This is a genomic window from Paenibacillus pseudetheri, assembly GCF_924513355.1.
In the GTDB taxonomy this organism is placed as follows: domain Bacteria; phylum Bacillota; class Bacilli; order Paenibacillales; family Paenibacillaceae; genus Paenibacillus_AQ; species Paenibacillus_AQ pseudetheri.
Genome location: NZ_CAKMAB010000071.1, coordinates 1 through 13,140, shown reverse-complemented (window position 1 = coordinate 13,140; position 13,140 = coordinate 1). Strand labels below are relative to the sequence as shown.

Here is a 13,140-nt window from a genome sequence, read left to right as displayed (position 1 = left end):
AAGATTTCTAGCTGACTACGTTCGATTATGCTAAAATGAGTGTAGTTCATGTTCTGATTCTCCTTGTGTAGGGGTGGTGTGGTAACTTCATTCTACACGAATCAGTCATGGGCTATTTTTTATTCTATTAGCAGCTGTCGCACTTCATATTACAATCCGTCATATCTGCTTAAATCGGAAACGTCACTTGTTGACGTATTAGGCGCTATAGTATGTTAACCTTGATCCAGCCACGAAATGTAAAAAAATTAACAGAAAAGAGGGTATCCGATGAATGGAACGGTTGACCTTTTCCGATTGGCTTTCGGATTCGTTAGCGTATCTGAAATCACATCCCGATACCCCTTTGGAGGAAGTGGTTAAAACCGTTTCCGGCATGGAGATATCTCAAATGAAATAATGTAGACACAAATAAGCCGTACGCTTAGAAAAGCAACCATTAGAATTAATTGAGGGAGATGGAGTGTCTTTACTTCCGAATATTGTATCGAAAATTACTCGGGATTCAATAATTTGTGTTTTTCATACCCATGTGGCCAACCAGATACCTCACGAGGCTAAGATAAAATTGGATGAGTATATTCAAATCCTCGGTGAAGAACGGGACGTTTTCCATCTCTATAATAATATGTGGGATCTAGCTTCATCTCGATTACTATGTTAACGGGAATGAACACAAGGAATCGCTAGCAGAAACAGATGGCCACGGTCGATGGTTTAAGTGGAAATTATGATTCGCGATTCAACTAACGAGGAACTATAGCTTAATAAATACCTAAGACGCGGCTGACGGCATGGATCGGCAGCCGCGTTACGCTCCCTCGATATGATTTAATTTCCTCATCCCTGGACCATATTTTGGACCGTTCCACAATCTGCAGAAAAATGATGTACTGGTCTTATTGCTGAATCCAGGTACAGGCGATACGGATATTAATAATCTCAACTGGAACGATCGCAGATCGTCCAGTTTCCGGTAATAGATCCAGCATGGTTTCTCCTTTGTGTTGTGAATGACGGTATTGTAGGTATGGCCTTTTCTTGATGGCAAAATCATCGATACTCAGTACCAAATCGTGTGATGCTTACGCTTCTTCCCAGGCTTGGCCGGTAAGCTGTTCGCAAAGCATCGGCACCGACTTGTTATGCATGTCCTGCACCGAACTCACTGGCGTTTGGTGCATCTTGGCACTATGTGCGGCAGTTGCACCAAGGGCATGTTTCACAGCGTGGAAACGAAAAAGATGGCTGTGCCGCTGTTTAGGGTCGACAAAGTCGTACGCCCATACAAATCCGATTCCACAGTTCACGCAGTACATACGGATGCTGGGTACGCACAAGTAGGTTTTCTTATCAAATACTTGAAGATGCCGGATCCTCCGTATTACATTGCTTCCTTTGCGAATGACCGCTTGATCGGACATGCAACAGGGACAGTTTTGCTTATAATCGACAGGTAAAGCTTCAATATGAAGTTCATCGCTGCCGATGAACAGGATTTGGCTAATCGTAAGTTCTGGTAAATTGAGCATTTCATTGATATACCGAATTTGCATCTGTCTATTCCTTTTGTTGTTTGGTAGGACTTACAACAAATACAGGATTAGCAGATGTTTTTCCATTTTTATACGCAGATTATCCAGTCAAGCACTGATTTCTGTTTTGAGCCATTTTTTGTGCTTAATTATATGTGGTTTTGCTGTGTTGCTTATTAAGAGTGAGAGTTACTATTTACAAGTTTAGTGGGGGGATGATGCAAGGCATCAAATATTAACAGATCTGCTTCAAAGATGTATGCCATAGTTTAAAGCTTCTTACCTGGGCATTATTTTAAATGGGCAAGTTGTTAAAAGTATAGCTACAAAAATAGCCAATATAACCACAGTCATGGTCGTATTGGCTATTTTTATTAACAAAATTAAAGGTATGTAATTTGATCCTCTAAAGATGGAGCAACTGTTGCAACCGTTACGCTCTACTTTTGGGTTGCTAAGAAAAAGTGATTTTACACGTGCTCATCCGAAGACGGGACAAAGGGTTATGCTCACGAACAGCTAGGTAAGGTTTGTGATTTATTTAGCTTTTTGCATTGTCAAAAGAGATTTAAGGAACTGTCCATCGATATAGCTATACACATACATGTACAATTTAGTTCTGTTAATTTATTCTTCATTTAAAGCTGATTTTTTTTCAATAAATGGAGTCGTTGTATAATCTCTTCAATAAAAATAAAGAAAACTGTTCGTGATTTTTCGTAAGGCAATGCTTCAGACTGAATAGAATTTGTGAGAAAAATAATATTATCGTAAGTTTTCAATAGTGCAGTGTTAAATTCCTCTAACAATAACAAAAAACTACTATTTTTGGATTTAGCAATTTCATACATTGAATCAAAGGCTTTGAACTGACCGGTTGTGGAGAATACAATCATCAAGCTGTTTTCGTCCAACAAATTGATGGCAGTGATTTCATCTTGTAAACCAATAACGACTTTGTTAGTTACTAATCGCAATCTATATTCAAAATATTGGGCGCAAATATAGGAAGGGCCATAGCCAAAGAGAATGATTTTATCGTGGTTGTTTAATTGTTCAATAAATTTGTCGACCAATGTGTCGTCGAAATTCTCAATGAAGTGCTTAATGCGTTCTAACTCACTGGAATGCTTTTTTTGTATAATCTCATAGCCGTATACGTAATGGATATATTGTTTGTAATTCGTAAAGCCCAATTTATTGACAAATTTAGAGATTTTAGAAACGGAGCAATTGCATAATTCAGCAGCTCTAGTAATTTTGATATCTTTCTCATACTTAGAAGCATGAATTAACACGTTGTGAATTTTCGACTCTAATGGATTTAGCTTAGTAACATCAACATGTACCATAGTTCATTCAAACGGAATGTTCCCATTACCGTTACTATCCTCCTAATTTAAATTTCAATAGTTCAGTATAACATACAACTAATTTATACGGTAGATAGTTGTATGGATTAACGGAAAATTTTCCTTAAAGTGATGGTTTAATACACGAAATAAGATAATTTTCTATTTTTTTATTGCTTATGGTGAAGTGTTATGGTACTTTTAACTTGTCAGTAAAACATCAATAGATTTTGATCACGTTCCACAATTCATTTCTTTTATTTTTTTAATTTTGTTTTGATATGGAGGGAGAATAATATGAAGAAAGAACAGATTTTGAAGGATCTAGCCGCAATACTAACAACGGATCAAATTAATGTGGATGAGGAAGCACTGTATGATGCTGCTGCAGATCGCTACAAGAAATATGCAAAAGCGAAAAAGGTATTGGACTCTCCAATTCCAACTGCAATTGTTTATCCAAAGTCAGCCGAAGAAATAAGCAAGCTAATGGTATATTGTAATGAGTCGCAGATTAATGTTATTCCGCGAAGTGGTAAAACAGCTACGGAAGGCGGTTTGGAAAATTGGAAAGCGCTTACCCTGGTGGTTGATGGTAAAAATCTTGATAAAATCTTAAAAATAGATACGTATAATATGCAAGCTACTACTCAGGCTGGTGTGCCGCTGCAAGCATTAGAAGATGAACTTAGAAAACTAGGCTATACAACAGGCCATTCACCACAATCCAAGCCTGTAGCTCAGCTTGGAGGCTTGGTTGCAACAAGAAGTATTGGTCAATTTTCCACCTTGTATGGTGGTATTGAGGATATGGTGGTTGGTCTGGAATGTGTGTTCCCAGATGGTCAAATCTGCAGAATCAAGAATGTGCCCCGTAGAGCAGGTGGACCTGACATTCGGCATATCGTCATAGGCAATGAAGGTGCCCTATGCTATATCACGGAGGTTACCATTAAAATTTTTAAATATTATCCCGAGCATAAGTTCTATGGTTATCTGATCAAGGATATTGATACAGGAATTCGGGCGCTAAGAGAAGTTATGGTTAATGGTTATAGACCATCGGTAGCAAGAGCCTACTCCGAAGAAGATGCAAAGCAACATTTCTATCATTTTCATAAAGACAAATGCGTTCTGATATTTATGGCAGAAGGACCTAAAAATATTGTTGATGCTACCGGCGAAGCTATTGAAGAAGCTGTGGAAATGCTAGGTGATAGTGTGTTAGAGCAGGTAGACAGTAAACTGATTGAAGACTGGTTTAATCACCTAAATTGGTCGCAGCAGGACATTGAAGATGAGATCCAAGGGATGATTAATAATGATAAGCATGATGGATATACAACAGAAGTGTCTGCAGACTGGGCGACAATCACTACAATTTATCATAATGTAATCAATCGTATTAAAACTGAGTTTCCGCTTGCTCATGATTTGACTATGCTAGGAGGGCACTCCTCACATAGCTATATCAATGGGACCAATATGTATTTTGTATACAAGTACCATATTAACTGTGAACCTGAGGATGAAATGAGAATGTATCATCATCCGATACAAACGATCATCGTTGAAGAAACGTTAAAGCTTGGAGGATCTATGTGTCATCACCATGGTATTGGTAAATATCGTAATGAGTGGACACGCGATGAACATGGCTCTGCATATTATATGCTTGAAAAACTAAAAGAAGCTTTTGACCCGAATGGGATCATGAATTTTGGTACGATCTATCCACAAGAGGAAGGGTTTGTTTATCAAAAGTAGATTAGCGCCATGCGTGGGGAACGGTTTCGCTAGAATAGCTTTGTGCTGAAGCAGAGGATAAACCTAATCAACAAGCTGTAAGCTTCCAGTTTGTTGATTAGGTAAAGAATAGTGGGGTGACAGTTGAATGAGTGGAATTGCTAGTAATATGAGGAGATACATGCAGTTTCTTCTTGTCGTCTTGGCAGCAGGCTCTATTTATCCGATTATATATTTAAAACAAACTTACCAAGAAACTATATTAGAAGTATTCGGAATGTCACTTAATGAGCTCAATATTATTTACTCCGTGTTAGGGATCGTATTCGTAATTGGGTATTTTCCAAGTGGTATATTAAGTGATAAGTTTTCTGCTAAAAAACTACTAACTGTCTCGCTCTTTTTTACCGCATTGGGTGGATTTTATTTTGCACAAGTACCGAAATATGAGCATGTAATTATAATATTTTGTATTTGGGGCATTTTCTCAGTGTTTACGTTCTGGGGAGCTCATATGAAGCTGGTTAAACTATTGGCCAAGCCAGAAGAAGAAGGAAGATTCTTTGGAATATTAGACGGTGGCCGTGGACTGGTAGAGGCGGTATTAAATGTTATTTCAGTCGCTATATTTGCGGTAATCGTCGGATCAAGTACGGATTTTGAAATCAAGAAATCGGCATTAGTAACGGTTATTTACATGTATTCAATTATTCTATTGGTAGTGTCTGTGCTCGTCGCTTTATTTGTTGAAGATGATAAAAAATTAATAAAATCAACTTCAATCACAAAAGAAAATGATAAACAGAAATTCCAATGGAGAGACATAGGTGGATTATTTACTAATAAGCTTGTTTTCATTCTGGCGGGAATTATATTCATGGGCTACATTGTGACGTGGACATCCTATTATTTTGGAGGTTTTTTACAAACTAACATTAAAGTAAGCGCCGTCATGACGGGTATTATTATGAGTGTCGTTCTTTGGATGAGACCGGTGGGTGGAATTCTTGGCGGTTTTCTAGCGGATAAAATAGGGAAAACAACCACATTGGCTTGTTCGATAACAGGTGCTTCTATATGTTTAGTGTTGATGGCTATTTTAGGTCCAACGATAGGGAATAACATATTCTTTACAATAGTAATTGCAAACGCTTTATTTATATACGCGATCCGGGGGACATATTGGTCCTTATTGGGAGACTGTAACATAAACAAGAATATTACAGGTATTTCCGTAGGATTTATATCACTATTAGGTTATTTACCGGACATTGGGCTTCCTATATTCATTAATATTCTTTTTAATAAATTTGGCGGTAATGGTGGGTATAATGCGTATTTCATTTCTTCAGCGATTATAGGTGTAATTGGAGTTGTTCTTGTCATTGTGTTTGGGAAAATAGTGAAAGCCAATAAGGTAGCGTAATTTGTGCCAATAGCAAGCACAGAGGTATGATAGGCGTTCACTTCATTTTTCAGGGTAATGCAATAATATTGTAAGGCGTGGTTTTATGAGAATTATTTGCTTAGTGAAATTTGTTCCAGATGTTGATAGCTTCGTCTATGATTATGAATCAAATGTGTTGGTTAGAGAGAAAGCTAAAATGATAATAAACCCAGATGATGCCTGTGCTTTGGCTTTTGCTTTAGCGTTAAAAGCGAGTAGATCGAATGTATTTATCGAAGTTGTCACAATGGGACCTCGAAGTGTACAACCTCTTATGAAAGATCTGCTGCGACGACATGTTGATCGAGGGACCCTCATAACAGACAAAGCATTTGTCGGCAGCGACACGTATGTAACAGCGACTATTCTGGGGAGGTACCTTGAAAAGGCAGAATACGATTTCATTTTGACAGGTACGAATGCTCTAGATGGGGATACCGCCCATGTTCCGTTGGAAGTAGCGGAATATCTTCAATTACCACAGATTAATGGGATTACGAGATTTAATGAAAATAGTAGTTTTGAAGAGAGTGCAGAATTCGAGGTAGCGTACGATAATGTAATTTCTACATTCGAAATGGATTTGCCAGCGGTTTTAAGCGTTAGCAGGGTCAGTATCTACAAATTACCATTTGTGCGCTTTCATGATTTGAACATGGATGTAGATGATAGACTGAATATTGTTACTAACGAAGAGTTGCAATTTTTGTCGCATGAAGTAGGTTTACGAGGATCACCCACCAAAGTAGCTAAAACTTTCACCAAAGCTTTAGAGGCTAAAGAAACTAAATTTGTGGAAACGGATGACGAAGGCATAGAAATCGTATACCAGTTCTTAAATACAAAAGGATTTGTTCAGGATGAATAGAACACTCATCTATTTTGATAAAAATCAGTTTCAGAGCTCCTACGAATTGATCGATGTATCGAACCAGATTTTTAGGAAGGAGAAGCACGAATTGTATGCGGTTTCATTTGGCTCGAAACCAAGTGACAACCAGAATGTCTTTGATGTATGGATTCAATTAGAAGACAGCCGTGTTGCAGAATATGATGTGCTAAACATCGTAAATTGTATCGAGGAGATGCATCGACGGTATAGCTTTGATTGTATTCTCATTCCGGCTACGTTTTGGGGAAGAATGCTGGCGCCGAGGTTGGCTATGCGATTTAAGGTGGGACTGGTTGCCGACGTTACAGGGATTGAAATATGGAATGACACGGTCATGATGGTGAGACCTGCATTTGATGGAAAAATATTCGCTGGTATTGTAAGTGAAAATGCTAAACCTCTAATGGCTAGTATTCGCCCCGGCGTTTTCCAATATGATCATGCCAGAACAATTAGCAAGTCAACCAAAGAGATCGTATGGAAGCCTCAAAACGTGAGAGAAAGCAAGATAAGACTAATAACAACAAGTGAAAAGCCTTCATCAAAAGATATTAGAGATAGCCAGGTGCTTGTTGGTGGCGGTGGTGGAGTGAGAGGGTACTTTAGCGAACTTCAACCATTAGCGGATGCAATGAATGGCATGGTTGCAGCTACTCGGAAAATTGTTGATAGTGGCGAAGCAACTCGTGATATGCAGATTGGTCAATCTGGAAAAACGGTAAGCCCGAGACTATATATTGCGCTCGGTATTTACGGGTCACTCCAGCATATTGAAGGCTTAAAGCGAGTTGATTATATCATTTCAGTGAATGAGAATCGATTTGCACCGATCTGCTCCTTATCTGAAATTGTGGTGCAAGGAGATGCCGTAGACTTTGTGAAAAAACTAGTAATGCGAATTCATGCTGGTAAGAATGGATGATCCCACATAGTTAGGAAAGATTACATGGATTATCCCAAGGTTCATATCTTGGATTATCAATTCTCGGTAATTGTCTAGGAGATAAATAAAAAATAGGAGGAATTTACAATGGAAATCACAGAATTTACAATGGATTATTTTTCACTGAAAGGTAAAAATGCAATTGTGACGGGTGGAAATACGGGGCTTGGTCAAGCATTTTCGCTTGCACTCGCTAAAGGTGGTGCCAACGTATTTATCCCAAGTATTATGCCAAATGATCCGAATTTTAATAAATTAATTGAAGCTGAAGGCGTAAGAGTTGCCTATATGGAAGCAAATATAACTGAAGAGGGCGTTCCTAAGCAAATTGTAGAGAAGTGTGTGGAAACTTTTGGTTCTGTTGATATTTTGGTTAACTGTGCCGGAATATGCATTTGTGAGCCTGTTTTGGAATTTACTCGTAAGCAATGGGATCCAATGATTTCGATTAATCTAACCGCTGCATTTGAAATGAGTCATGAAGTAGCAAAATTTATGATTCCGCAAAAGAGCGGTAAAATTATCAATATTTGTTCGATGTTCTCCTGGTTAGGCGGTCAACAATCACCTGCTTATGCAGCATCCAAACACGGTATAGCTGGTCTAACAAAAGCATATTGTGACGAGCTTGCACAGTACAATGTTCAGGTTAACGGTATTGCTCCAGGCTATTTTAAAACGAAGGTCGCTGCGGCATCTGTGGAAAATGTTGAAAGAAGCAAGTGGATTGTTGATCATACGGCTGAAGGTAGATGGGGAGAAATACATGATTTAATGGGTACAACAGTATTCCTTGCGAGTCAAGCTTCTCAATTTGTAAATGGTCATATCTTAGCGGTTGATGGAGGTTTCTTAGTACGATAATGCGTTAGCCTTAGGATAGAGTGGAGGAATTCAGATAGCGGGATGCTAACAAGATGATAGAAAATAAAGCATCCCGCCTTGTCACAGATAACTGAAAGCTAGCTTAGAGTTTATATCGCATATTCAATTAATTAACTTGGAATTATCACTCCGATGCAATTAGATATATTTTATTCGAATAACATATAATGGAGGATATGTATGGGGGATAGATACTTTATTGGTATAGATGGCGGCTCTCAAAGTACAAAAGTACTAATTATTAATCAAAATGGCGAAGTAGTTTGTTCAGCCAGTGAACCTCTACGAGCGATGGTGGCACGAAAACCCGGTTATGTTGAACATCCAGATGATGATTTATGGGATAGCTTAAAAGCAGCGACGAAAAGAGTAATGAAGAAATTCCAAGGAGACGTAAGGGATATTAAAGGTCTTGGACTGTGTACAATCCGGTGTTGCCGTGTATTTATGAAAGAAGATGGAACTTTGGCAGAGCCAGTCATGAGTTGGATGGATGTTAGATCATACACAACTTATGAAGATTCTCCCGAAATTAGCTATACTTGTCCTACGACTGGTTATATTACACATCGTCTGACGGGCGAATTGAAAGATACATCTGCGAATGCTTACCAATGGCAATTCCCGGTCGATACGGATACTTGGGAATGGACAAAAGATGAAGAGCATTATAGAAGCTTTAACATTCCTAAAGAAAAATTGTTAGACCTTCAGTTGCCGGGAACGATATTAGGTTATATCACGGAGAAAGCTGCGGAAGAAACAGGCTTACCTGTCGGTCTGCCTGTCGTTGCAACAGGAAATGATAAGGCCGTGGAAGCTTTGGGGGCAGGACTTATTGAAAATAACGTGGGCCTAATTTCTTTGGGAACGTATTTGACTTCTATGGTATTTGGTGAGAAAAACAAACAAAATCCTTCGAATTATTGGGTGAATTTATCATGCGTTCCGTATAAGTATTTGTACGAAGGGAACGGCATCCGTTATGGTATGGCTCATGTATCGTGGTTCAAAAATGCATTAGGGGAAGAATTAGCGAAAAGGGCAGAAGAAGAAGGGTGCATCGTAGAAGATCTATTGGCTGCAGAAGCGATGAAAGTACCTATTGGTGCAGAAGGCTTGCTGACAGTTCCAGATTGGCTTGCACCTGCTGACCAGCTATATAGAAAAGGTGTATTTATTGGTTTTGATTCCCGTCATACAAGGGGACATATGTATCGTTCGATTCTAGAAGGAATCGCTTTAACCTTAAAGAACAAGTATGACGATATGATCAACGAATTAAATGTGAAGCCTCAAAAGATTATTATCTCAGGTGGGGGCTCGAATTCAGATTTGTTCATGCAAATCTTTGCTGATGTGTTTGGTGTTACAACCGTTCGAAATGTAATGAATGGTGCAGCAGGCATGGGAGCAGTGATTTGTGCAGCAGTAGCAACAGAGGAATATAAATCGTTTGAAGAGGCTGTTAAATCCATGGTAGCCATTAAAGATGAATTTACGCCTAATGAGGAAAATCATGAATTCTATAATAGGATCAATGAGATGGCCTATCAAAAATTACCTGATTTGATGAAACAAACGCTTGAAACTGTGTATAGTGCCTTTGAGACTTAAATTCACATATGTTACTGATATGCAACCAATAAGACAAACACCAGTCAGTGTTCGGTTGCATATTTGTGTTTAGCATTCAGAATTTATTACTGTTTCTCAACTCCAGCTTGATTGTGTAAGAGTAATAGGGATTGTTGTAGTTTTGGCAATAATTTAGTGTAGCATTATTGTGATTATAGTCAGAAGAAGATTGATCCTTTTGCATACGAATGAAGTTATTAAAGATTTACCCCGTATTATGAGGGGAATGCATTCATAACTTCGAGGAAAGGTGCACTACTGACAATAGATTAGACTCAAAGAATCGAGAGAATTACGCAGTTTAACGGAACATGCCTTCTTATTTGTAGGGTGTGAAGTACCCTAGAGCATGAATTCGTTTCCCATTGTAGGAACACGCAAGGAACTCAAAGATCTGTTTTTTGCCTCAGCTCGTGTTTTGAAATTTTCTAGATAGATTAGTTCTTTATTTTGAACACTGTGAAACGATTCAATACTTGCATTGTCATATAAGGGCGGTTCTCTAATTAAGGAAGTTGATCTCAAGATAGAGAAAAGCAAGATATATCGTAACCTCGATATTTTGGATGATCGTGAAAAAGAAGTTGTGGTTGGCCGATTCGGATTGGATACAGGTGGAGAAGAGCGGACGCAGCGGGAAATTGCCAAGGAGCTTGGCATCAGCCGCAGTTATGTGTCACGGATTGAGAAGCGGGCACTCAAGAAGCTGTATCATGAGTTTTGTAAGGCGAAGCGATAAGATCTAGAGTAGTAAGTAGAGATTCACAATAGAGCATTTAAAAAGCGACTTGCCAACAAGGAAGTTGCTTTTTTGTTCAGTCAGAGTAGGTGGCACTAAAAAATGAAAATAAAAAAACATATTCAGAAAATTTAACTTTTTAGCCGCTAAGGGGTGTTATTATGACGTACAAAGAAATATATGATCTCCATATTTAATTACTACATGTATCTAAATCAGACACAAATAATTTATTTTAAGAGACAGTTTTTTATAGCTGAAGATATAGTTCAACGAATTTTTGTTCTAAATCAGTTAATAAAAATTCATGAATTTATTGATAGAAAATAGATATATATCATTTGAGCAAATTATTTCATGCCTTAATTGGATAATTGGGGAATATTTAATTAATTTGAAGATGGCTACAAGTTTCTTCCGGTCTACAATCTGTTATGTTTCTGTTTTCATCTGTGTCAATAATTACTACTTGTCCGTTTATTCTGTCACTAAAACATATCGACATTTTACTTTTGGGCATTTTACCAATGAATGATTGTATTTCCTCAGAAGTGAGCTTACTGTCTGAGGTTTTAACTACTAGGATGGAAAGATAGTTATAATATTTTGAATTTTGGAGACTCTCTTTTTTGTAGACGAAAAATGGAAGATGTTGGTCTTTAATACTTGTCTCTATCGCTTGAATTTCATTTTTGTAATTTGAATGGAACAATATTCGAATATCTTCTGATGCTGTATAGTAAGTGTTTGCAATGGCTGGGGTGAATAAGAGCATGGCAAAAGCGATGCTCGTGTTTATGATTATTATTATTTTGCTTTCAGTTTTAATCCAAAGCGCTATATATAGTAGAATGGAAATTCCCAATAAAAAAGTATAAAGAGTCATCATGTATGAATTCTTTTCAATGAAAAAATATCCTCCATAAGATAGAACCTGAAAAAGAAGGATTCCAGCTGTATAAACAATTATGAAAATTATAAATCCTATCAAGATTTTTATTTTATTTTTTTTCATTTTTCCTCCTATTGTGAAAAACAGCTTAAGGTAATAACAGGAATCTTTTCTATTATTTTAAATTAGAAATGGAATTAAATCAATTTCGGGTCATTCGGCGGTAGTGGCACTGCAGGCGGGTGAGCATTTCTGCCCTAGGTGCGGCAGTAAATTGACAGTACTGTTTGATTACAATTTGCAGAATCCGCTGGTTCAATTTATGAAGCTAAAACAAGGCGGAGCTTACATCGTATCGTGTCCACAACCTCAAAAAATTCGATAATACCGGAGAAGACATGGAGGATTTAATCTCCATCGGCACAATCGGCCTGATCAAAGCTATCGAGAGCTACCGTCCGAACAAAGGGACAAAGCTGGCCACTTTTGCTGCCCGTTGTATTGAAAACGAAATCCTGATGCACCTACGTTCGCTCAAGAAAACACGTAAAGACGTATCCCTTCACGATCCAATTGGGACAGACAAGGAAGGTAATGAAATTACACTCATCGATATCCTTGGCTCGGAAGCGGATGATGTCATTAAAGAGGTTGATCTGAAGATTGAGAAGAGCAAGATATATCGCAATCTTGATATTTTGGATGATCGGGAGAAAGAAGTTGTGGTGGGTAGGTTTGGACTGGATACAGGCGGGGAAGAGAGGACGCAGCGTGAGATTGCGAAGGAGCTGGGGATCTCGCGGAGTTATGTGTCGCGGATAGAGAAGAGAGCGCTCATGAAGCTTTATCATGAGTTTTATAAGGCAAAGCGCTAGGATCTTAGATAATAACTAAAGATTTACTATAGAGTGTTTTAAAAGCGACTTACCAACAGGGAAGTTGCTTTTTTGTTAGTACGCCCAGCATGGGCGTTATCTTTAGGGTGAAAGTCCCGAACGGGGGCTGGCGAGCGCCTACCGTTAGCCAAGGGCAAGGGTGTCCACCGTGAGGTGGAATCTGAAGGAAGCCGGA

Annotated in this window: 9 protein-coding genes and 3 pseudogenes; 9 read left to right on the top strand and 3 right to left on the bottom strand. The window is 38.3% G+C overall.

All coding sequences use genetic code 11. From position 1 onward, the window contains the following. Positions 1-424: 424 nt before the first annotated feature. Positions 425-734 (top strand): annotated as a pseudogene (locus tag L1028_RS30445) (DUF2332 family protein); the annotation flags it as partial. A gap of 351 nt (positions 735-1,085) precedes the next feature. Here L1028_RS30445 and L1028_RS30440 read toward each other — a convergent pair. After that, positions 1,086-1,556, bottom strand: a complete 471-nt coding sequence (locus tag L1028_RS30440) for a hypothetical protein (protein WP_234541888.1) — start codon at positions 1,554-1,556, stop codon at positions 1,086-1,088. 617 nt (positions 1,557-2,173) lie between these two features. Continuing rightward, positions 2,174-2,887, bottom strand: coding sequence for a MurR/RpiR family transcriptional regulator (locus tag L1028_RS30435; RefSeq protein WP_234541887.1), 714 nt, complete (start codon positions 2,885-2,887; stop codon positions 2,174-2,176). A gap of 297 nt (positions 2,888-3,184) precedes the next feature. On the opposite strand from L1028_RS30435, the gene L1028_RS30430 reads away from it, so the two are divergent. The 7 genes and pseudogenes from L1028_RS30430 to L1028_RS30400 all read left to right on the top strand — a co-directional run. Continuing rightward, a complete protein-coding gene (locus L1028_RS30430) occupies positions 3,185-4,654 on the top strand; it encodes an FAD-binding oxidoreductase (protein ID WP_234541886.1) in 1,470 nt (489 codons plus the stop codon). 127 nt (positions 4,655-4,781) lie between these two features. Beyond that, positions 4,782-6,059, top strand: coding sequence for an MFS transporter (locus L1028_RS30425; protein ID WP_234541885.1), 1,278 nt, complete (start codon positions 4,782-4,784; stop codon positions 6,057-6,059). An 85-nt stretch (positions 6,060-6,144) separates the two neighbouring features. Beyond that, positions 6,145-6,948, top strand: a complete 804-nt coding sequence (locus tag L1028_RS30420) for an electron transfer flavoprotein subunit beta/FixA family protein (RefSeq protein WP_234541884.1) — start codon at positions 6,145-6,147, stop codon at positions 6,946-6,948. After that, entirely contained in the window at positions 6,941-7,894 is a 954-nt protein-coding gene (locus L1028_RS30415) for an electron transfer flavoprotein subunit alpha/FixB family protein (protein ID WP_234541883.1), read from the top strand. Before L1028_RS30420 ends, L1028_RS30415 begins: the two co-directional genes overlap by 8 nt. A gap of 108 nt (positions 7,895-8,002) precedes the next feature. Beyond that, on the top strand, positions 8,003-8,779 hold the full coding sequence (locus L1028_RS30410; RefSeq protein ID WP_234541882.1) for an SDR family oxidoreductase: 777 nt from the start codon (positions 8,003-8,005) through the stop codon (positions 8,777-8,779). 201 nt (positions 8,780-8,980) lie between these two features. Then, a complete protein-coding gene (locus tag L1028_RS30405) occupies positions 8,981-10,417 on the top strand; it encodes an FGGY-family carbohydrate kinase (RefSeq protein WP_234541881.1) in 1,437 nt (478 codons plus the stop codon). 535 nt (positions 10,418-10,952) lie between these two features. Next, positions 10,953-11,177, top strand: a pseudogene (locus L1028_RS30400) (sigma-70 family RNA polymerase sigma factor); the annotation flags it as partial. A gap of 385 nt (positions 11,178-11,562) precedes the next feature. On the opposite strand, the gene L1028_RS30395 reads toward L1028_RS30400, so the two are convergent. Next, a complete protein-coding gene (locus tag L1028_RS30395) occupies positions 11,563-12,192 on the bottom strand; it encodes a hypothetical protein (RefSeq protein WP_234541880.1) in 630 nt (209 codons plus the stop codon). A gap of 239 nt (positions 12,193-12,431) precedes the next feature. Between L1028_RS30395 and sigK the strand changes: the two are divergent. Further along, a pseudogene (gene sigK, locus L1028_RS30390) lies at positions 12,432-12,944 on the top strand (RNA polymerase sporulation sigma factor SigK); the annotation flags it as partial. Positions 12,945-13,140 lie beyond the last annotated feature (196 nt).